Source organism: Azospirillum humicireducens (genome assembly GCF_001639105.2).
Classification (GTDB): domain Bacteria; phylum Pseudomonadota; class Alphaproteobacteria; order Azospirillales; family Azospirillaceae; genus Azospirillum; species Azospirillum humicireducens.
In genome coordinates, this window is record NZ_CP015285.1 from 1904336 (window position 1) to 1923065 (window position 18730).

Annotated in this window: 24 protein-coding genes; 6 read left to right on the top strand and 18 right to left on the bottom strand. The window is 67.8% G+C overall.

Going from position 1 to position 18730, the window contains the following annotated elements; translation table 11 throughout:
- Positions 1-151 precede the first annotated feature (151 nt).
- The 11 genes from A6A40_RS08810 to A6A40_RS31085 form a co-directional block, all read right to left on the bottom strand.
- Positions 152-592 carry a YgaP family membrane protein gene (locus tag A6A40_RS08810; protein WP_063635067.1) on the bottom strand — a complete coding sequence of 147 codons (441 nt, stop codon included), beginning with the start codon at positions 590-592 and terminating at the stop codon, positions 152-154.
- A 62-nt stretch (positions 593-654) separates the two neighbouring features.
- Positions 655-1557 carry a PRC-barrel domain-containing protein gene (locus A6A40_RS08815; protein WP_063636189.1) on the bottom strand — a complete coding sequence of 301 codons (903 nt, stop codon included), beginning with the start codon at positions 1555-1557 and terminating at the stop codon, positions 655-657.
- Between the two features lie 108 nt (positions 1558-1665).
- Positions 1666-2310 (bottom strand): urease accessory protein UreG, encoded by a 645-nt coding sequence (ureG, locus tag A6A40_RS08820; protein WP_063635068.1) that lies wholly within the window; start codon positions 2308-2310, stop codon positions 1666-1668.
- Complete coding sequence (locus tag A6A40_RS08825) at positions 2307-3053, bottom strand: urease accessory protein UreF (protein ID WP_082860759.1); 747 nt, start codon at positions 3051-3053, stop codon at positions 2307-2309. The genes ureG and A6A40_RS08825 overlap by 4 nt, the downstream gene beginning before the upstream one ends.
- Positions 3010-3492 carry an urease accessory protein UreE gene (locus A6A40_RS08830; protein WP_063635070.1) on the bottom strand — a complete coding sequence of 161 codons (483 nt, stop codon included), beginning with the start codon at positions 3490-3492 and terminating at the stop codon, positions 3010-3012. The genes A6A40_RS08825 and A6A40_RS08830 overlap by 44 nt, the downstream gene beginning before the upstream one ends.
- A complete protein-coding gene (locus A6A40_RS08835; RefSeq protein ID WP_236783783.1) occupies positions 3492-4295 on the bottom strand; it encodes a glutamate racemase in 804 nt (267 codons plus the stop codon). The genes A6A40_RS08830 and A6A40_RS08835 overlap by 1 nt, the downstream gene beginning before the upstream one ends.
- A 182-nt stretch (positions 4296-4477) precedes the next feature.
- Positions 4478-6187, bottom strand: coding sequence for an urease subunit alpha (ureC, locus tag A6A40_RS08840; protein WP_063635072.1), 1710 nt, complete (start codon positions 6185-6187; stop codon positions 4478-4480).
- A gap of 25 nt (positions 6188-6212) precedes the next feature.
- Complete coding sequence (locus A6A40_RS08845) at positions 6213-6518, bottom strand: urease subunit beta (protein WP_063635073.1); 306 nt, start codon at positions 6516-6518, stop codon at positions 6213-6215.
- 12 nt (positions 6519-6530) lie between these two features.
- Entirely contained in the window at positions 6531-6833 is a 303-nt protein-coding gene (locus A6A40_RS08850; RefSeq protein ID WP_014248459.1) for an urease subunit gamma, read from the bottom strand.
- Between the two features lie 146 nt (positions 6834-6979).
- A complete protein-coding gene (locus A6A40_RS08855; RefSeq protein WP_236783784.1) occupies positions 6980-7861 on the bottom strand; it encodes an urease accessory protein UreD in 882 nt (293 codons plus the stop codon).
- 95 nt (positions 7862-7956) lie between these two features.
- Positions 7957-8610: a LuxR C-terminal-related transcriptional regulator gene (locus A6A40_RS31085; protein ID WP_236783617.1), complete on the bottom strand. Its 654-nt coding sequence runs from the start codon at positions 8608-8610 to the stop codon at positions 7957-7959.
- A 469-nt stretch (positions 8611-9079) separates the two neighbouring features.
- Here A6A40_RS31085 and A6A40_RS08865 point away from each other — a divergent pair, with 469 nt between their 5' ends.
- Positions 9080-9748, top strand: coding sequence for a LuxR C-terminal-related transcriptional regulator (locus tag A6A40_RS08865; RefSeq protein ID WP_063635076.1), 669 nt, complete (start codon positions 9080-9082; stop codon positions 9746-9748).
- A gap of 158 nt (positions 9749-9906) precedes the next feature.
- On the opposite strand, the gene A6A40_RS08870 is transcribed toward A6A40_RS08865, so the two are convergent.
- On the bottom strand, positions 9907-10479 hold the full coding sequence (locus A6A40_RS08870; RefSeq protein WP_063636190.1) for a type 1 glutamine amidotransferase domain-containing protein: 573 nt from the start codon (positions 10477-10479) through the stop codon (positions 9907-9909).
- Positions 10480-10636: 157 nt separating this feature from the next.
- Here A6A40_RS08870 and A6A40_RS08875 point away from each other — a divergent pair, with 157 nt between their 5' ends.
- The gene (locus tag A6A40_RS08875; protein WP_063635077.1) at positions 10637-10993 is read left to right on the top strand and encodes a hypothetical protein; all 357 of its coding nucleotides are present in this window, start codon (positions 10637-10639) and stop codon (positions 10991-10993) included.
- A gap of 28 nt (positions 10994-11021) precedes the next feature.
- Here the strand turns inward: A6A40_RS08875 and A6A40_RS08880 are convergent, their stop codons facing one another.
- From A6A40_RS08880 to dcd, 3 genes are all read right to left on the bottom strand, one after another.
- A complete protein-coding gene (locus A6A40_RS08880; RefSeq protein WP_063635078.1) occupies positions 11022-11501 on the bottom strand; it encodes a DUF2948 family protein in 480 nt (159 codons plus the stop codon).
- 64 nt (positions 11502-11565) lie between these two features.
- A complete protein-coding gene (gene murA / locus A6A40_RS08885; RefSeq protein ID WP_063635079.1) occupies positions 11566-12858 on the bottom strand; it encodes a UDP-N-acetylglucosamine 1-carboxyvinyltransferase in 1293 nt (430 codons plus the stop codon).
- A 53-nt stretch (positions 12859-12911) separates the two neighbouring features.
- Entirely contained in the window at positions 12912-13466 is a 555-nt protein-coding gene (gene dcd, locus A6A40_RS08890) for a dCTP deaminase (RefSeq protein ID WP_014248468.1), read from the bottom strand.
- A gap of 164 nt (positions 13467-13630) precedes the next feature.
- On the opposite strand from dcd, the gene A6A40_RS08895 reads away from it, so the two are divergent.
- Entirely contained in the window at positions 13631-14062 is a 432-nt protein-coding gene (locus A6A40_RS08895) for a GNAT family N-acetyltransferase (RefSeq protein ID WP_063635080.1), read from the top strand.
- 90 nt (positions 14063-14152) lie between these two features.
- Here A6A40_RS08895 and A6A40_RS30970 read toward each other — a convergent pair whose 3' ends face one another.
- Together A6A40_RS30970 and A6A40_RS08900 are read right to left on the bottom strand one after the other, a co-directional pair.
- Positions 14153-14299, bottom strand: coding sequence for a hypothetical protein (locus tag A6A40_RS30970; RefSeq protein ID WP_167562462.1), 147 nt, complete (start codon positions 14297-14299; stop codon positions 14153-14155).
- Positions 14300-14334: 35 nt separating this feature from the next.
- Complete coding sequence (locus A6A40_RS08900) at positions 14335-14673, bottom strand: hypothetical protein (protein ID WP_063635081.1); 339 nt, start codon at positions 14671-14673, stop codon at positions 14335-14337.
- A gap of 168 nt (positions 14674-14841) precedes the next feature.
- On the opposite strand from A6A40_RS08900, the gene A6A40_RS08905 reads away from it, so the two are divergent.
- Genes A6A40_RS08905 through A6A40_RS08915 form a run of 3 tightly spaced genes read left to right on the top strand, consistent with a single transcriptional unit; the run spans position 14842 to position 17708 of the window.
- Positions 14842-15825 carry an SDR family NAD(P)-dependent oxidoreductase gene (locus A6A40_RS08905; RefSeq protein ID WP_063635082.1) on the top strand — a complete coding sequence of 328 codons (984 nt, stop codon included), beginning with the start codon at positions 14842-14844 and terminating at the stop codon, positions 15823-15825.
- A 33-nt stretch (positions 15826-15858) separates the two neighbouring features.
- Positions 15859-16863, top strand: coding sequence for an MraY family glycosyltransferase (locus tag A6A40_RS08910; protein WP_063635083.1), 1005 nt, complete (start codon positions 15859-15861; stop codon positions 16861-16863).
- Between the two features lie 5 nt (positions 16864-16868).
- Positions 16869-17708, top strand: a complete 840-nt coding sequence (locus A6A40_RS08915) for a glycosyltransferase family 2 protein (protein ID WP_063635084.1) — start codon at positions 16869-16871, stop codon at positions 17706-17708.
- Here A6A40_RS08915 and A6A40_RS08920 read toward each other — a convergent pair.
- Positions 17670-18719, bottom strand: coding sequence for a glycosyltransferase family 2 protein (locus tag A6A40_RS08920; protein WP_063635085.1), 1050 nt, complete (start codon positions 18717-18719; stop codon positions 17670-17672). The two genes, A6A40_RS08915 and A6A40_RS08920, sit on opposite strands and share 39 nt — an antisense overlap.
- Between the last annotated feature and the right edge of the window lie 11 nt (positions 18720-18730).

The window sequence follows — 18730 nt, forward strand, 5'->3', positions numbered from 1 at the left end:
ATTGCTCCAAGCCCGCTCAGTAAAAACCGAAGTTCAGCGTCCACACCGTTTCAATGATCCATATCAAAGCGGCCCTCCGGCGCTGGGCCGGAAGGCCGTTTCTTGATGAAATTTTTGTTATGCAGCGGAAGCTGTTTATCCGGCCAACTTCTTAGCGGGCAACTCCGGGCGAGAAGGACGGCGGATCGCTGGCAGGGAAGGATTCCTGCGACGCCTCGTCGACGATCTCCTCCCCGGAGGCATCCTGATAGATGTCGCCGGGATGGCGGGAATAGCGGTCGATGCCGTGTTCCACATCCTGCGCCGGAATGGCCGCACGGTCGCCGCGCGTCCAATCGGCCAGCATCGATTTGCCGGGACAGAAGCCGGTGAGCCCCCGCGCCACCAGGACTCCCCCGGCCAGCGCCATGGCGGCGCCGGTCCAGTTCGGCCGGCGCAGGCCAAGCACCGCCAGCGCCACGCCGCCGGCCAGCGAGGCCAGCCGTTCGCCATGCCCGACATTGATGGTGTAGCCGCCGCCGGGGCCAAGGATGCGGTCGTTGACGCCGCGCAGGCCGCGCCGGGCTGTCTCGGTGATGGATGAGAGTTCCATGTCGGTCCTCCTGGATGCGGGGCTCCTGATCCGGAAGCGCCCGCGATCGGATCGTTATCGTGTCACTGCTGGGAAACCGGCGGCTGGGGGCTGTCGTTCCCCGACGGCGCCTGAGGCGTTGCCTGGGTTGCACCGCCGGCCGTACCGCCCTGCCCGCTTGCGCCATCGGCCGGCGCGGCGCTGGAGCCGGATGCCCGCGCCTGCTGCAGTTCCCGGTTCAACCGCGCCACCTCCTGGGACAGGCGCTGGACCTCCTGCCGCAGCGGTGCGGCGGCGTCGTTGCCGCCGGCCGTCGAGCCGGCGATGGCGGCCAACGTCGCCGACTGCCGCATCCAATAGGGAGCGATGCCATAATAGGTGTGCACCGCCATCGCCCATTGGCGATCGTTCATGTTCGGGCGGTTCCTGTCGTCGAAACGCGGGGCGTTCGTCAGCTTGTCCTTCGGCACATTCAGGACGTAGCCGTCGCCGGACGGCTGGAACAATGCCCACGGCACGGGAAAGTCGCTGTCGCCGATGCCGAGGAAGCCGCCCAGCTCGACCACCGCATAGGCGATGCGGCCGGTCGCCGGATCGATCACCAACTCGGTGATGCTGCCCAGATCCTTGCCGTCCGGACTGCGCAGCTTGGCCTCCTCGAGGTCGTCGGCGGCAATCGCGCGGGGGTGGGCAATGGAGTCCTGCAGTGCCGCCGCCTCGCCCAGGATGGCCTGACAGGCCTGTGCATTGCCCTTCTGAGCTGCGGACTGCGCCGCCTGCTGCAGAGCACGCAGCTGCGCCATCTCCTGTTGGGTCACGGGCGCCGGAGTGTTGGGTGCCGCGGCATCGAGGGCCGCCGCCTGCTGTCCCAGCCGGTCGAGCCCGGCCGCGCAGTCATCGGCGGCAAGGGCGGGAGCGGCGATGGGTCCCAGCGCGGCCAGCAGCAGCGCGGTGCCCAAAACCGTTGCAGGGGGCGGGCGCGTCATCAGGGCATCCTCCGGCTTGAATCGTCTCATGCTGCATGGACAGCATGGTCAAGCCGGAGGTTCCCGTACCCCGGTCGTCCCGCGGTCAAGTCTTCGGTCGTAAGACTCTCAACCCGGCAAGGGCAGGCCACCGCGCTGGACGATGAAGGACTGGATGGCGTCCAGCCCCTCGCCCGCCTTGACGTTGGCGAACACGAAGGGACGGTCGCCGCGCATCTTGCGGGCGTCGCGGTCCATCACCTCCAGGCTGGCGCCGACCATCGGGGCGAGATCGGTCTTGTTGATGACCAGCAGATCCGACCGGGTGATGCCCGGCCCGCCCTTGCGCGGGATCTTGTCGCCGGCCGAAACGTCGATCACGTAGATGGTGATGTCCGCCAATTCGGGTGAGAAGGTCGCCGCGAGGTTGTCGCCGCCCGATTCGATGAAGATCAGGTCGAGGTCGGGGAACTTCGCGTTCATCTGGTCGACGGCGGCGAGGTTGATCGAGGCATCCTCGCGGATCGCCGTGTGCGGGCAGCCGCCGGTCTCCACCCCCATGATCCGTTCCGGCTTCAGTGCGCCGGAGCGGGTGAGGAACTCCGCATCCTCCTTGGTGTAGATGTCGTTGGTGATCGCCGCGACCTCCCAATCGTCGCGCATGCGCTTGCACAGCGCGTCGGTCAGCGCGGTCTTGCCCGAGCCGACGGGGCCGCCGATGCCGACGCGAAGCGGACCGGCGTGGCTCTTTTCGATAGCGGGGAGAGCGCTCATGAGCGGAACAGCCTCGTATATTGGGTTTCGTGGATCATCGAGGTCCAGTCGACAGCCATCGCCCGGCCGCCGAGATCGTCGAGCGGAGCCGCCAGCGCCGCCTCCGCCGCCCGGTGGGTGATGGGGTCGAGGGCGGCCAGCGCCCGCTGCCCGTCGGTCTGGCCCAGCGGAACCAGCCGGACGCCGGCCGAAACGAGGTTGGCGGCAAAAGCGTGCAGATAGGCGGTCAGCGCCGGTCCCGCCGCCACGCCGATCAGCGCAGCGGCCAGCGCCACCGCCACCGAATAGGCGACGGGCCGGCCGGCGGCGGCGACCACCGCGTCCCAGCGCGCCAGCCCGTCGAGCGGCCAGGCGGCGCGGATCGCCAGCAGGAAGGCCTGCCCCTGCGCCCGCGATTCGAGCGCCGTTTCGGCCGACGCGCGCAGGATGTCGGCCCGTTCCACCGCCCAGGCGAAACCGGCCTCGTCACCGGCCAGCACGGCACGGTGGGCGGCGGCGAACAGGATGCCGTCGGTCCGCCCGGCGCCATGGCGCAGGATGCCGTCGAGCCAGACGATCATCGTCGCCCGGTCCCGCACCAGACCCTGCTCCACCGCCGCCTCGATGCCATGGCTGTAGGAGAAGCCGCCGACCGGAAAGCTGGGCGACAGCCACGCCAGCAGACGCGTCAGCGCGTGGGTGGAGACGCTATCGTTCACCTCAGTGCGAATGCCCATGCCCGCCGCCATGCGAATGCCCGCCATAGGCGCCGCCTTCCGGCATGAAGGGGGCCGTCACGTCGCGCACCTCGGCGCCCAGCCCTTTCAGCATGTCCTCGATCACATGGTCGCGGCGAAGGCGGATGCTGTCGCCGACGATCTGCACCGGCAGGTGACGGTTGCCGAGATGCCAGGCGACCCGCGCGAAAGCCTCCACCGGGCCGGGCACACGGACCTCCATCAGTTCCTCGGGTGCTGCGACCACGCGCAGGAAACTGCCGTCGGTCAACTCCAGCCCGTCCCCGTCGTCCAGCGCCACCGCCCGCGGCAGGTCGAGCAGGAAGCCGCCGCCGGCATCGTCGGTCATCGCCATGCGGCGGCGGAAGCGGTCATCGAAGGCGAGAGTCACGGTGCCGTCCGCCTGCTCGGCGGGCCAATGGCCGCGGGCATGGACTCGGGTGGCGCGACGGGCGGGGTCGGTCATCAGCGAAGCCGTTCGAAGGGGGTCGGGTGGCCGAAGAAGCGGCCGGCCAGTTCGCTGACCAGCGCCGCGTCCCCGGTGGTGAAGAACCGCAGTCCCCGCTCGGCCGGTTCGGGCCGATACTCGGGATGGCGGTCGAGATACTGATCCAGCGAGCGGGCGGTCAGAGTCGGCTGACACAGCACCTCCACCCCCGGCGGCAGCGCGCGGGCGAACAGGTGGCTGACCAGCGGGTAGTGGGTGCAGCCCAGCACCACCGTATCCAGCGGTTGCCCGCCCATCTTGTCCAGCAGCACGCGGACATAGCCGGCGACCGCCGGTTCGATTTCGTCATCCGACGCACCGCGCTCGATCAGCGGCACGAGGTCGGGGCAGGCCTGCTGCACGACGCGGATGGACGATGCACGCTTGCCGATCTCCCGCAAGAAGGAGCCGGAATTGACCGTCGCCAGGGTGGCGAAGATTCCGACGCTGTGCGGCTCGGCGAGATGGTCGGGCGGAACGGTGTCGATCAACCAGGGAACACGGGTGATCGCCTCCACCATCGGAACCAGCACGCCCAGCACGTTGCGGCCGGGATGGGCCGACGGCAGCCATTCCTGCTGCAGCCGGCGCAGCGCCACTGCCGCCGCCGTGTTGCAGGCGATGATGACCAGCCGGCAACCCTGGGCGAACAGCCGGTCCATTCCGGCCACGGTCAGCCGGTAGATGTCGTCCTCGCTGCGCGGGCCGTAGGGAGCGGCGGCATGATCGCCGAGATAGACGAAGGGCCGGTTGGGCGCCGCGTCCACCAGGGCGCGCAGCACCGTCAATCCGCCATGTCCTGAATCGAATACACCGATCAACGTATCTGAGCCCTGCCAAGAACTCCTTCTCCCCCCAGGGGAGAAGGTCGGGATGAGGGGGGCGGCGCAACCGAGGAACCCCTGCCGCGCATCCCCCTCACCCTAACCCTCTCCCCAGGGGGGAGAGGGAATCAAAAAATGCCTCAGAACAGGAAATACCGCTGCGCCATCGGCAGGACGTCGGCCGGTTCGCAGGTCAGCAGCTGCCCGTCCGCCCGCACCTCGTAGGTTTCCGGGTCCACCTCGATGTGCGGGGTGGCGTCGTTGTGGATCATGTCCTTCTTGCCGACGCTGCGGGTGCCACGGACGGCGATCAGCTCGCGGTGCAGGCCGAGTTGCCGGCCGACCTCCAGTTCCAGCGCCTTGGCGCTGACGAAGGTGACGCTGCTGGCCTGCATCGCCCGGCCGAAGGCGCCGAACATCGGGCGGTAGTGCACCGGCTGCGGCGTCGGGATCGAGGCGTTGGGATCGCCCATCAGCGCAGCGGCGATGGTGCCGCACTTGATGACCATGTCCGGCTTCACACCGAAGAAGGCCGGCGACCACACCACCAGATCGGCCAGCTTGCCGACCTCGACCGAGCCGACGACATGGCCGATGCCGTGCGACAGCGCCGGGTTGATGGTGTATTTGGCGATGTAGCGCTTGACCCGGAAATTGTCGTTGTCGCCGGTCTCCTGCGGCAGCCGGCCGCGCTGGAGCTTCATCTTGTGGGCGGTCTGCCAGGTGCGGATGATCACCTCGCCCAGCCGGCCCATCGCCTGGCTGTCCGACGAGATCATGGAGAAGACGCCCAGGTCGTGCAGGATGTCCTCCGCCGCGATGGTCTCGCGCCGGATGCGGCTTTCGGCGAAGGCGACATCCTCCGGGATGCGCGGGCTGAGGTGATGGCACACCATCAGCATGTCGAGATGCTCGTCCACCGTGTTGATGGTGAAGGGCCGCGTCGGGTTGGTCGAGCTGGGCAGCACGTTGCCGAGGCTGGCCACCCGGATGATGTCCGGCGCATGGCCGCCGCCCGCCCCTTCGGTGTGGAAGGTGTGGATGGTGCGGCCCTTGAACGCCGCGATGGTGTCCTCGACGAAGCCGGATTCGTTCAGCGTGTCGGTGTGGATCGCCACCTGGACGTCGAGCTGGTCGGCCACCGTCAGGCAGGTGTCGATGGCGTCGGGCGTGGTGCCCCAATCCTCATGCAGCTTCAGGCCGCAGGCGCCGGCGGCGATCTGCTCCAGCAGCGCGTCGGGACGGCTGGCGTTGCCCTTGCCGAAGAAGCCCAGGTTGATCGGCAGACCTTCGGCGGCCTGGAGCATCCGCTCCATATGCCACGGCCCCGGCGTGCAGGTGGTGGCCGAGGTGCCGGCGGCCGGGCCGGTGCCGCCGCCCAGCATGGTGGTGACGCCGCTGTTCAGCGCCTCGTCCACCTGCTGCGGGCAGATGAAATGGATGTGGGCGTCGATCCCGCCGGCGGTGACGATCTTGCCCTCACCCGCGATCACCTCGGTGCCCGGACCGACGATGATGTCGACGCCTGGCTGGATGTCGGGGTTGCCGGCCTTGCCGATGGCGGCGATGCGCCCGCCGGTGATGCCGATGTCGGCCTTGACGATGCCCCAATGGTCGATGATCAGCGCGTTGGTGATGACGGTGTCGACCGCCCCCTGGTGGCGCGAGCGCTGGCTTTGGCCCATGCCGTCGCGGATCACCTTGCCGCCGCCGAATTTCACCTCTTCGCCATAGACGGTGTGGTCGCGTTCGACTTCCACGATCAGGTCGGTGTCGGCCAGCCGGACACGGTCGCCGGTGGTCGGGCCGTAGAGGGCCGCATATTCGGCCCGGTCGATGCGGTGCGCCATTTCCTTCGCCCTTCCTGTCGGCCCGTCAGAGGGCGCCGTTGACCTTGCGGTTGAAGCCGATCACCACCCGGTCGCCGCCATAGGCGACGAGCTTCACAGGACGGGTCTGGCCGGGCTCGAAGCGCACCGCCGTCCCGGCGGGAATGTCGAGCCGGAAGCCGCGCGCCTTCTCGCGGTCGAAGGTCAGCGCGCTGTTGGTTTCGTAGAAGTGGAAGTGCGAGCCGACCTGGATCGGCCGGTCGCCGGCATTGGCGACGTCGAGTTCGACGGTGGCGCGCCCGTCATTCAGCACGATCTCGCCGGCCGCCGGAAAGATTTCACCGGGTTTCATCGGGCATCCCCCTCAACGGATCGGCTGGTGGACGGTGACGAGCTTGGTGCCGTCGGGGAAGGTCGCCTCGACCTGGATGTCGTGGATCATCTCGGGGATGCCCTCCATCACCTGATCGCGGGTCAGGACGGTCGCCCCGTCGCGCATCAGTTCGGCCACCGTGCGGCCGTCACGGGCGCCTTCGACCACGTAATCGGTGATGAGGGCGACCGCCTCCGGATGGTTCAGCTTGACGCCGCGCTCCAACCGCCGCCGCGCCACCATCGCCGCCATCGCGACGAGCAGCTTGTCCTTCTCGCGCCCTGTCAGGTTCATCGGGGGATTGCCCTTTCGCCGCCCTGTTCGTCACCGGATCGCTGCCGGCCAGTTGGCAGCGATTATGCCACGATGATGCGGTGCGCCAAGTGCGTCGTATGACGTAGGGGGTTGAAAGTGCTGGTGGTGCGGCTTGGGCGCGACCGTCAGACCTCCCACAGCCGCGGCAGACGGGTCGGCAGCCCGGCAGCCTCGGCGCGCAGGCCGGACCACAGCGCCGCATAGGCGCCACGCACCGCACGGGCGTCTCCACCGAGGATGCGGACGATCAGCAAGCCGTCCAGCGCGGTGACGCCGATGCGGGCGCCCTCAAGCGGCTCGGCCAGCGCCCGGATCGCATCGAGATGGCGGGCGGCGTCGGCAGCGGCATGGAGAAGGGTGGCGCAGGCAGCGGCCCCGCCGAAGCCGGCGGGATGGGCCAGCGCCTCGGCGATGTCGTCGTCGAGATGCAGGGCGTCGACCCAGATCAGACGGCCGTCGCGGGCGACCTCCCAGGCGTCGCGGATCAGGCCGCGGGTGACGGTCTCACCGAAGGCGGCGCGGCCGAAGACCAGCATCTCGCCGGCGATGGCGCGGCCGTCGCCCGACAGGTCGATCCGCGTCAGGCGGCGCAGGCGGGAGCCTTCGAAGACGATGGCTTCCTGCGGCATCCATTCCAGCCACGCGCCATCCTCCACCGACAGAGCGGTGTCGATGCGGCAGTCGGCCCCGGTGGAGCGATAGACCTTCTCGGCCGCCTGGGTGGTGATCAGGGCCTTCGCCCCCGGCCCAACCGCGAGGGCGATGTCCATGCGGTCGCCGCCGACCATGCCGCCGGACGTGGTGGCGAGCACCGCGATGGGAAGGTCGCCGCGGCGCGGCGTCGGCATCAGCACCCGCAACGGGTCGTGGTGATAGAGCGTCGCCAGCCGCGTTTCACCGTGCCGATGTTCGAACCGGACGGTGGCGGCGCCATGGACGGCGACCTTCTTTTCCTCACGCGCATGCTCCCCACGCGCAGAGTCTTCCGGCCTGTCGGCCACCGCCACCTGAACCAAGCGCCCGCTCCCACCCTGGATGTTGCGGGCGCCAGTCTGCCGGAAGCGGAGCCGTTCAGGCAATGCGGACGGACACCCCGCCCCGCTCAGCCTTCGCCGTTGAAACAGCCGTTGCGGGCGGCAACCACCGCGACCTGGGTGCGGTTGCGCACGCCCAGCTTCTGCATGATGGCGCGGACATGCACCTTCACCGTGCCTTCCAGCACGCCGAGGCCGCGGGCGATCTCCTTGTTCGAATGACCGGCCAGCAGCAGTTCGAACACGTCGCGCTGGCGGTCGGTCAGCCGGTCCAGAATGTCGTCGTTGCCGCGCGGCCCCTCGCTCAGCGCCCCGTTCAGCACGGCGCGCGGCAGCGGCAGGAAGACGTCGCCGCTGAGCGCCAGCGAGATGGCATGCTCCAGCACCTCCGGCGGGCTGGTCTTCAGCACATAGCCGCGGGCGCCCATGCGGACGCTGTCGACGATGTCGGCCACCTCGTCGGAGTTGGTCAGGATCAGCACGGGCACCTCGCCCAGCGTCTCCTTCAGGCGGCGCAGGCCGACAATGGCGCCGCCGCTCGCCTCCGCCTCTTCCCCGCGCTGTGGACCCGGATCGTACAGGACCAGGGCCAGTTCGGGAGTCTTGCGGCCGATGTCCAGCGCTTCATCCAACGACCCGGCCTCCAGCACGCGCGTTCCGGGACAGATCTCGCCGATGGACAGGGCGAAGCCGTGGCGGACCATCGGCTGCTCGTCGACCACCAGAAAGATCCGCGTCGGATTGCCCGCGCTACGCGAACTGCCGCGCGCTTGAAGCTCGAACTCCATCGTGTCCCCTTATGCTCAGCGGACCGCATTTCGGAAGGGCCAAGAACACCAGAAAGGCCCCATTGGGAAAGCGGTTCATTCGCGCCGCTCTATGACGCGCCTACCTCTCAATATCGAATGAACGGATCTCCGTTCAATTTCCGGGCAAATCCGATCTATTGGCTGTGACTTTCCTGGTCTCATCTTGCGCCGTTGGTTAATGAACCGTATAAATCATCGCAGCACGAAGCGTAAAGCCCGCTGTTCCGAACAATATTGTTCTAATTTTTCATGTTCGGAGTCTGCCTGGACCGGATCGGACGGCTCGGTCCTTCGCCCTGGTCTTCTGACCGCGGGCCAGGGGATGCAGACAAAGGCGGGATCGCCGCCGCCCGGCAAAGGGCGGCCCAGCGGAGGATGATCGATGAAGACATGGACTGTGATGCTGGTCGACCATGACCGGCTGTTTTCGGCGGCCCTGGCAACGCTGATCGGCGGCGGCCCCTTCCGGGTCAGCGCCCACGCAGCCAGCGCCGACGACGCGCTCGACCTGATTGCCGACGGCGACCAGCCCGACATGATCGTGCTGGCGCTTCAGGACGGCATGCCCGAGGAGATCGCCGGCATCCGCCGCCTGCGCGAAGGCACGTCGGCGCGGATCGTCGTGCTGGCCGACACCATCGCCGACCGCAGCCTGTCGCAGTCGCTGAAGGCAGGCGCCGACGCCTATCTGAACAAGAGCATGTCGAGCGAGAGCCTGCTGCGCTCCCTTCGGCTGGTGATGCTGGGCGAGGTGGTCTATCCCACCCATGTCGCCGGCCTGCTGATGGCCGCGGCGAACGAGCGCCCGCAGCACACGCCGACGCCCATCGCCATGCCGCCCAGTGGCGACCTGTCGAAGCGCGAGGTGCAGATCCTGCGCTGCCTTCTGGCCGGCCAGTCGAACAAGGCCATCGCGCGCAACCTGCACATCACGGAATCGACCGTGAAGATGCATTTCAAGAACGTGATGCGGAAGATCAACGCGCAGAACCGCACCCAGGCCGCGGTGTGGGCGATCCAGAACGGGTTGTCGCCGCTGGTGACGGCGTAGGGGGGAGGTGTTGGTGGGGGGTGCCCCCTCCCTTCCCATGCTTGCGCATGGGCCCCTTCCCTCCCCCGCCTTCGGCGGTAGAGGGAGTGTAGCGCAGGGCGGCGGCAGTCCCCTCTCCCGCGAAGCGGGGGAGGGTTAGGGAGGGGGCAAAAGCGCCCCTACTCCGCCGCGTGACGATGGCCCGTGTGCCGGCCTTCGCAGAACTCCTCGATCATTTTGCGGCAGAAGGCCGGGATGTCGTCTGGCTTGCGCGAGGTGACAAGCCCGCGGTCGGTCACCACCTGCTCGTCCACCCAGTTGACGCCCGCGTTGCGCAGGTCGGCCTGCAGCGACGGCCAGCTGGTCATGCGCTTGCCGCGCACACCATCGGCATCGATCAGCGTCCAGGGGCCATGGCAGATCGCCGCGATGGGCCGCCCGGACGTGACGAAGCTCTTCACGAAATCGATCGCCTTGGGCTCCAGCCTCAGCGCATCCGGGTTGATCACGCCCCCCGGCAGCAGCAGTGCATCATAGAGGCCGGCATCGGCCTGGTCGAGCGTGACGTCCACATCGACCATGTCGCCGCGGTCATGGTGATTCCAGCCCTGGATCTGCCCGGCCTTGGGCGCGACCACATGCACGGTGGCGCCGGCGTCGCGGAGCGCCTTCACCGGTTCGGTCAGTTCCACCTGTTCGAAGCCGTCGGTGGCGAGGACGGCGACGGTCTTGCCGTCGAGTTTCTGAGCCATGGAGGGGTCTCCTTCGCTGTGCATCGCGTTGAAGGCCATTGCGTTGGCCTATCCCGCAGCAACCGGATTACCCCTGGATGGTTCCCTGGGAACCGTTCCTCAATTCCTATGTTGATTGTGACATACGAGACACACATCAGTGAAGGGAGCCCGATCCATGCGGTTCCAGACCCTGTTGACCGGCCTTGCGCTTACGGCGACCCTATCCATTGCCCACGCCGAGTCGGCGCTGGCCGCCGATCCGCGCGGCGGTGATGACCTCGTCGGCGTCGAGGTGACCGGCCTGCTGGGCGAAGAGCTGGGCCAGATCGTTTCCGTTTCCCCGGCCTCCAGCGGCAAGGACGACAGCGTCCTGGTCGAGGCCAGCGGGATGCTGGACGTCGGCCACCGATTCTTCACCGTCCACCGCTCGCAATTGACGCCGGGCGAGGCCGAGGACACCGTCACCTACAGGAAGACCGCGCAGGAGGTGATCCGCCGCCTGCACAACGACACCCAGGTCGCGGAGCGCTGAACCGGCGCTCCGCCGGCCGCCTGGTCACTCAGGCGATCTGGCTCTGTTCGGGCTCGTCGGGATGGCAAGGTTTGCAGCCGGTGGGCCAGGGCTCGCCCAGATCCTCCACCACCATGCGCCAGGACGGCGCATCCAGGCGAACGCAGCCGCCGCCGGCGAATTGCAGGGCGACGCCGCCCTCCACCGTCTCCATCGACAGCAGTTCCAGCATCCGGCCGCGGTCCTTCAGGTCGAATCCGCGCAGCTTGGCCCCGGTCACCCCCTCCACCCGCAAGCCGCAATGGACCCGCTCGTAGGGAGCCAGATCGTCGTCGTCGGCGGTGGGGCCGGGCCGGGGCCGGTCGGCGGACTCCCAGCGGAAGCGGTTGACGACCATGACGAACCGCTTCTCGTCGGGCTGGAAGCACATGTCGCCAATCGGCAGGATGGCGTCCTGAAGGCAGGCGGAGACGACCTTCAGGTCTTCCTCATCCTCGGCACGCAGGCGGATCGGGGTGATGGCCGTCATAATCGGGGGCACCTCTCGGGAAAGGCCAACCTCAAGGGGAAGGCGGGAGGGGCACCCCCGCCGCTTACTCGTCGCCGCCGTGGATGCGCTCGATCTCCGCACCGCAGGCCGCCAGCTTCTCCTCCACCCGCTCATAGCCGCGGTCGAGGTGATAGACGCGGTTGACCATCGTCTCCCCCTCCGCCGCCAGCCCGGCGAGCACCAGCGACACCGAAGCGCGCAGGTCCGTCGCCATCACGGGCGCACCGGTCAGGCGCTCCACACCGCGCACCAGGGCCGACGAGCCGTGGACCGTGATCCGCGCGCCCATGCGCGTCAGTTCCGGTGCGTGCATGAAGCGGTTCTCGAAGATCGTCTCCGTGATCATCGCCGCCCCCTTCGCCGTGCACATCAGGGCCATCATCTGGGCCTGAAGGTCGGTGGGAAAACCGGGGAACGGCTCGGTCATCACATCGACGCCGTGCAGTTCGCCGTTGGCGCGCGAAACGCGGATCCCGTTCTCGATCTCCTCGAAGGCGACGCCGGCCGGAGCCAGCGCCTTGACCGCTGCTTTGATCAAATCGAGACGGGTGTTCATGATGTCAAGACGGCCACCGGTGATCGCCGCGGCGATGGCGTAGGTGCCGGTCTCGATGCGGTCGGCCACCACCATGTGGCGGGCGGCATGCAACCGGTCCACACCCTCGATCACCAGCCGGTCGCTGCCGATGCCGGTGATCCTCGCCCCCATCTTGACCAGGCATTCGGCGAGGTCGGTGACCTCCGGCTCGCGCGCGGCGTTGACCAGGATGGTGGTGCCCTTGGCCAGCGTGGCGGCCATCAGCAGATTCTCGGTCGCGCCGACCGACACCTTGGGGAAGACGTATTCCGCACCGCGCAGGCCGCCGGCCGGGGCCTTGGCGACGATGTATCCCGCCTCGATCCGGATGTCGGCGCCCATCGCCTCCAGACCCTTGATGTGCAGGTCCACCGGACGCGCGCCGATGGCGCAGCCGCCGGGCAGCGACACCTTGGCCTCGCCGCAGCGGGCCAGCAGCGGTCCCAGCACCAGCACGCTGGCGCGCATCTTGCGGACCAGATCGTAGGGGGCGGTGGTGTTGGTGATGTCGCGCGCGGTGAAGTCCACGGCGCGGCCGGCGCAGTCACCGCCGGCACCGGCCATGTGGATCGCCACGCCGTGCTGCAGCAGCAGATTGCACAGCGTGTTGATGTCGGCCAGGATCGGCAGGTTGGTCAGCGTCAGCGTCTCGTCGGTGAGCAGCGACGCCGTCATCAGCGGCAGGGCGGCGTTCTTGGCGCCACCAACGGTGATGGAGCCGTTCAGCGGGCGGCCGCCGCGGATGCGGATCTTGTCCATGGACCTGTTTCTTTCGCGGATACGCTCTAACGAGCGATCGGAGTTAGGAGTGCTCAGAGCCGGGGCAGCGTGACGCCCTTCTGCCCCATGTATTTGCCGGACTTGTCGGCGTAGGACACCTCGCAGACGCTGTCGCCCTTCAGGAACAGGAACTGGCACAGTCCCTCGTTCGCATAGACCTTGGCGGGCAGCGGGGTGGTGTTGGAGATTTCCAGAGTGACGTGGCCTTCCCACTCCGGCTCCAGCGGGGTGACGTTCACGATCAGCCCGCAGCGGGCATAGGTGCTCTTGCCCAGGCAGATGACCAGAACGTCGCGCGGGATGCGGAAATACTCAACCGTACGGGCCAGCGCGAAACTGTTCGGCGGAATGATGCAGACGTCGGTCTTGCGGTCGACAAAGCTCGAATCGTCGAAACGCTTCGGGTCGACGATGGCATTGTCGACGTTGGTGAAGATCTTGAATTCGTCGGCGACCCGGGCGTCGTAGCCGTAGGACGACACGCCGTAGGAAATCACGCCTTCGCGCTTCTGGGTCTCGACGAAGGGCTCGATCATGCCCTTGGTCTCGGCCATCTCGCGGATCCAGCTGTCCGGCATGATGCCCATCGCGGGGGTACTCCTTGGCGTATCGTTTGGATGGAGGGGTCGTGAAGGCTGGTTTGTAGCCGAGCACGCGGCGGCGCTCAAGGAAAGCGAGGCCGCTTGGCGCGCATGGACGGTTCTTTATCACGGCGCTGGTCTTGCGCGCGGCGGCGTCTAAGCTCCCAACCATGATCAGAAACTTCACCCTGTCCGTGACGGACACCCCCGCCCCGGCCGATCTGGCCGGAGTCTTCGACGGCCTGCGCGCCTACAACGAGGCGTCGCTCGGCCGCGCCTATGATCGCCGCGACCTCGTGGTGGTCGCCCGCGACGCGGACGGCACGCTGAAGGGCGGGCTGGTCGGCTACACCAACTGGGACTGGCTGTATGTCGACCTGCTGTGGGTGGATGACTCCACGCGCGGCAGCGGTCTCGGCGGTCGGTTGATGGCTGCGGCGGAGACGGAGGCGAAAGTCCGCGGCTGCCGCTGGTCGCGGCTTTACACCTACGACTTCCAGGCGCCGGGCTTCTATCCGAAGCAGGGTTATCAGGTGTGGGCGGAGATGGAGGGCTATCCGCCGGGGCACAGGCAGATCTGGTTCAGGAAGGATCTGGCTTAGCAGGCATATCTAGCAGCGCTACCCTCCCGCCTAACCTCCCGCGCCCAGCGGGGAAGGTTGGGCGGGGGGCACGGACGCCTTGCGCCCCGCTCACTCTCCCCGCTGCCGGGCCTGTTCCTTGCGCTTGCGCAGGTTCTCGCGCAGGCGGGCGGCGAGGCGTTCGTCGCGCCCCTTTGCCGCCGGCTTCGGCTTCACCGAGGCCGGCGGTTCCTTCATCGTCTCGGCGGTGTCGTCCATCGGAGCGGCTCCGCAGCCGGCCTCAATGGCCAGCCTCAGTGGTTGGACTGGTGCAGGATCTGGTCGCGCAGGCCGGTGTCGTACCCGACGCCGGTCGCGGTCAGGATCGCGGCGCCAGGGGTGCGCTTCACGATGCCCTTGCGCTCCAGGATGGTCCAGACCGCATCGTTCTGCAGGCCGGTGGCGTCCTTGGCGGCGACGACGGAATGGCCGAGATGGAAATGGTTGCCGTGGGCATGCGGCAGGGCGGTGATCTGGAAGCCACCCTCCTCGTCCTCGGCCGGCTTGTTCTCCAGTCGGGCGAGCTCCTGCAGCAAGGTCAGGGTGCGCAGCTGCAGCGGGTTCAGGTTCAGCGGATTCTTCTTCGGGGGCATCGATTGTCCCATCGGTCCTGATGTGTCGCGGTCGCGCAGTAGACCGGTAGGGCGGATCGGCTGTCAAGCATGCGAACCGCTCGGCGGACCGACATGGATGCAGGCTGGCGCCCCGGTCGCCGCTGGGGCATAAGTCCGTCGGACCATCGTCATAAGGACCTTGAGACCATGACCATCCTCGTCACCGGTGCCGCCGGCTTCATCGGATCGCATGTCGCCGCGGCTCTGCTGGACCGCGGGGAAAGCGTGCTGGGCCTCGACAACATGAGCGACTATTATGCGGTCGCCTTGAAGGAGGCGCGGCTGGCCGGGCTGACCGGCCGGCCCGGCTTCCGCTTCATCAAGGCCGACATCTCCGACCGTGCGACGGTGGAAGGGCTGTGGCCGCAGTTCGCCGACGTGACGGGCGTGGTCCATCTGGCGGCTCAGCCGGGCGTGCGCTATTCCATCGAGAATCCCTACGCCTATGTCGACGCCAACGTCACCGGTCAGGTGACGCTGTTGGAGTCGGCGCGGCGCATGCCGGCCTTGCGGCATTTCGTCTATGCCTCGACCTCGTCCGTCTACGGCGCCAACCGCAAGATGCCCTTCTCGGTGGAGGACCGGGTGGACAGCCCGGTGTCGGTCTATGCCGCCACCAAGAAGGCGGCGGAAATGCTGGCCTTCACCTACAGCCACCTCTATCAGCTGCCAATGACCGGCTTGCGATTCTTCACGGTCTACGGTCCGTGGAGCCGGCCGGACATGGCGACCTGGCTGTTCGCCGACGCCATCACCGCCGGCCGGCCGATCCGCGTCTTCAACGGCGGCAAGATGAAGCGCGACTTCACCTACATCGACGACATCGTCGCCGGCGTGCTGGCCGCCCTCGACCGCCCCGCCCCGGTCGATGCGGAGACCGGCGCCCCGCACCGCGTCTTCAACCTCGGCAACAACCGGTGCGAGGAGTTGATGCGCTTCATCACCGTGCTGGAGCAGGCGTTCGGCCGCGAGGCCGTGAAGGTGATGGAGCCGATGCAGGCCGGCGACGTGCAGGAAACCGCCGCCGACATCGGGTTGAGCCGCCAGATTCTGGGCTTCGAGCCGAAGACCCCCATCGAGATCGGCCTGCCCCGCTTCGTGGAGTGGTACAAGGGCTATCACAAGCTCTGACCGTCCCCCTGCCTCTCCACCACCCGAGTCACCATGACGTCCACCGCTTATTCCTCCGCGCTGATCGCCGTCTTCCTGCTGTGTCTGGCCGTCGGCTGGTACCTGTCGACGCGGGTCCTGCGCTATCTGCTCGCCAGCAGCATCATGGACATCCCGAACGAGCGGTCGAGCCACCAGGCTCCCACCCCGCGCGGCGGCGGCTGGGCGGTGATGCTGACGGTGGTGCCGGTCTTCGCCGTCGCCGGGATCGTCTTCGGCCGGCCGCTGGAGACGGGGGCGGTGCTGCTGGGGACGCTGGCGCTGATGGGGGTGTCGTGGATGGATGACCGGCGCGAGCTGTCGCCTCTGCTGCGTCTGGGGGTGCAGGCGCTGGCGGTGGCGTTCGGGCTGCTGGCGCTGCCCTCCAACCAGTTGGTGTGGCAGGGCTGGCTGCCCTGGGGGCTCGACCGGGCGGCGACCGCCTTCCTGTGGCTGTGGTTCGTCAACCTCTACAATTTCATGGACGGAATCGACGGGCTGGCCGGCAGCGAGACCATCCTGATCGGCAGCGGCGTCGCGCTGGTGTCGCTGGTGATGGGCGATTTCGGGCTGACCGGAGTCGCCGGGGCGGCGCTGGCCGGGGCGGCGGCGGGGTTCCTGACCCACAATTGGCGGCCGGCGCGCATGTTCATGGGCGATGTCGGCAGCATCCCGCTCGGCCATATCCTGGCCTTCCTGCTGACCTCGCTGGCAGCGCGCGGCGATTGGGCGGCGGCGCTGATCCTGCCTGCCTACTACCTCACCGACGCCACCATCACGCTGCTGCGCCGGCTGCTGCGCGGCGAAAAGATCTGGAAGGCCCACCGCGAACACTTCTATCAGAAGGCCGCCAAGGGCGTCGGCCGGCATGACCGGGTGGTGTTGACCATCGTCGGCTACAGTCTCGCCCTTGTCGCCGCGGCACTGGCCGCCGGCAGCTTCGGCGCCTGGACGCTCGTGCCCGGAGCCGTGACCGTCGCTCTGTTGCTGGTGACGCTGACGCGGATGTCGAAAGCCTGATTCCGATGACTTCCTCCTTCCTCGACCTGTCGGTCGTCCTCTTCCATCCCGATCCGGAGCTGCTGGCCCGCTCCCTCGACACCATCGGTGCTGCCGCCGACCGGCTGGCTGAAGGGGCAGGCGTGCAAACGCGCCTGTGGATCGTCGACAATGGTGCGCCGGAGGGCAGCGATACGGCATCCAGTCCGCTCCGGCCGCTGCTCGACCGCTATGCGGAGGCCGGCCGGCCACCGGTGGCACTGATCGCCGGGCACGGCAATGTCGGCTATGGCGCCGGTCACAATCTGGCGATCCGGCAGGGCGATGCGCCCTATCATCTGATCCTGAACTACGACATCCTGCTGGAATCCGACGCCCTGCTGGCCGGCTGGCGTTACATGGAGGCGCACCCGCGCACGGTCCTGCTGACGCCCAAGGTGTTCGGCCCGTCGGGCGAGCAGGAATTCCTGTGCAAGCGCCGCCCCACGGTGCTGGACCTCGGCCTGCGCGCCTTCGCCCCTGCCCCGCTCAAGCGGATGTTCGCCGCACGGCTCGACCGCTACGAGATGCGCGACGTGACCCGCGACGCCATCGTCACCGGGCTGGAGCAGGTCAGCGGCGCCTTCATGCTGTTCCGGCGCGAGGCGCTGACCCGGCTGGGCGGCTTCGACGACGGCTATTTCCTGTATTTCGAGGATTTCGACCTGTCCCGCCGGGCAATGGCTCTGGGCGAGATCGCCTATGTTCCCGAGGTGCGCATGGTGCATTTCGGCGGCAAGGCGGCGCGCAAGGGCGGCGCGCACATCCGGATGTTCGCCCGCTCCGCCCTACGCTTTTTCAACACCCACGGATGGCGGCTGGTCTGAGCTGTGCGACTTCCGCAATCCCGGACGGCCGCGGGTCTTCAGCAGCAGCGGGTTCCAGGCGATCATGCGGGCGACCTGCCACAGCGTGGCCTTGCGGCCGCGCTGGATGACTCGGCGCTTGGCGATCATGCGCGGCAGGCCGCACAGCGCGTCGCGGATGCCGCGGCCGATGGCGCCTGTGCGCCCGCTGCCCAGGCTGCGCACCACCAGATAGACCACCAGCAGCGCATGGCCGACGAAGGCCAGCGGCAGCAGCGGCAGCGGCATGTTCTTCACCATGGTCCACACCAGATTGCGGACGCCGTGATACTGGGCGAAGGTGCCGTACTGCTTGGACACGCCGCTGCTGACATGCTCCACCACCGCGTCGCCGGCCTGCACGGCCGGACCGCCGCAGAGCCGGATGCGGAAGCCGAGATCGACATCTTCGCAATAGCAGAAGAAATCCTCGTCGAAACCGCCGACGGACTCGAAATAATCGCGCCGGTACATGGCGGCGGCGGCACAGGGTGAGAAGACCGTCCCGCTGTAATAGGGCGGCTTCAGAATGCGGCGGTAATTGACCCGCCAGGCGAAGCCGAAGATGGAATACTGGTCGCCCTCGCCGTCGATCATGCGGGGATCGTGCGAGAAGAGCTGGGTCGAGCCGAACATCGCCACGTCGGGCTGCGCGCGGGCGGCAGCCTGCAGCCGCTCCATCCAGTCGCGGCGCGGAAAGGCGTCGGGGTTCAGCGTGACGATCCAGGGAACGGTGGCACTGGCGGCGCCGACATTGTTGGCCTTGGCGAACCCCACATTCGTGTCCGACCGGATCATGCGGAATCGCGGATCGGCAGGCAAAGCGATGGCGTCGACGTCCTTCGAGGCGTTATCGACGATCACCACCTCGAAAGCGGGATCGGTCTGGTCGAGCAGACAGCCAATGACGCGATTGACGAAGTCGGCGCAATTAAAGCTGACGATGATGATTCGGCTGTGCCGATCATTCGCATCGTCCACGAGATGTGACATGTCTTGGTAGC

Bases quoted from the DNA above. Each gene is read 5' to 3' on its own strand.
- A6A40_RS08865 (WP_063635076.1), top strand. From the start codon at position 9,080: ATGAAGACATGGACTGTGATGCTGGTCGACCATGACCGGCTGTTTTCG.
- A6A40_RS08830 (WP_063635070.1), bottom strand. From the start codon at position 3,492: ATGACCGACCCCGCCCGTCGCGCCACCCGAGTCCATGCCCGCGGCCAT.
- A6A40_RS08875 (WP_063635077.1), top strand. From the start codon at position 10,637: ATGCGGTTCCAGACCCTGTTGACCGGCCTTGCGCTTACGGCGACCCTA.
- A6A40_RS08895 (WP_063635080.1), top strand. From the start codon at position 13,631: ATGATCAGAAACTTCACCCTGTCCGTGACGGACACCCCCGCCCCGGCC.
- A6A40_RS08825 (WP_082860759.1), bottom strand. From the start codon at position 3,053: ATGGCGGGCATTCGCATGGCGGCGGGCATGGGCATTCGCACTGAGGTG.
- A6A40_RS08810 (WP_063635067.1), bottom strand. From the start codon at position 592: ATGGAACTCTCATCCATCACCGAGACAGCCCGGCGCGGCCTGCGCGGC.
- A6A40_RS08920 (WP_063635085.1), bottom strand. From the start codon at position 18,719: ATGTCACATCTCGTGGACGATGCGAATGATCGGCACAGCCGAATCATC.
- A6A40_RS08915 (WP_063635084.1), top strand. From the start codon at position 16,869: ATGACTTCCTCCTTCCTCGACCTGTCGGTCGTCCTCTTCCATCCCGAT.
- A6A40_RS08910 (WP_063635083.1), top strand. From the start codon at position 15,859: ATGACGTCCACCGCTTATTCCTCCGCGCTGATCGCCGTCTTCCTGCTG.
- murA (WP_063635079.1), bottom strand. From the start codon at position 12,858: ATGGACAAGATCCGCATCCGCGGCGGCCGCCCGCTGAACGGCTCCATC.
- A6A40_RS30970 (WP_167562462.1), bottom strand. From the start codon at position 14,299: ATGGACGACACCGCCGAGACGATGAAGGAACCGCCGGCCTCGGTGAAG.
- A6A40_RS08900 (WP_063635081.1), bottom strand. From the start codon at position 14,673: ATGCCCCCGAAGAAGAATCCGCTGAACCTGAACCCGCTGCAGCTGCGC.
- dcd (WP_014248468.1), bottom strand. From the start codon at position 13,466: ATGGGCATCATGCCGGACAGCTGGATCCGCGAGATGGCCGAGACCAAG.
- A6A40_RS08845 (WP_063635073.1), bottom strand. From the start codon at position 6,518: ATGAAACCCGGTGAAATCTTTCCGGCGGCCGGCGAGATCGTGCTGAAT.
- ureG (WP_063635068.1), bottom strand. From the start codon at position 2,310: ATGAGCGCTCTCCCCGCTATCGAAAAGAGCCACGCCGGTCCGCTTCGC.
- A6A40_RS08905 (WP_063635082.1), top strand. From the start codon at position 14,842: ATGACCATCCTCGTCACCGGTGCCGCCGGCTTCATCGGATCGCATGTC.
- ureC (WP_063635072.1), bottom strand. From the start codon at position 6,187: ATGGCGCACCGCATCGACCGGGCCGAATATGCGGCCCTCTACGGCCCG.
- A6A40_RS08850 (WP_014248459.1), bottom strand. From the start codon at position 6,833: ATGAACCTGACAGGGCGCGAGAAGGACAAGCTGCTCGTCGCGATGGCG.
- A6A40_RS08870 (WP_063636190.1), bottom strand. From the start codon at position 10,479: ATGGCTCAGAAACTCGACGGCAAGACCGTCGCCGTCCTCGCCACCGAC.
- A6A40_RS08880 (WP_063635078.1), bottom strand. From the start codon at position 11,501: ATGACGGCCATCACCCCGATCCGCCTGCGTGCCGAGGATGAGGAAGAC.
- A6A40_RS08815 (WP_063636189.1), bottom strand. From the start codon at position 1,557: ATGACGCGCCCGCCCCCTGCAACGGTTTTGGGCACCGCGCTGCTGCTG.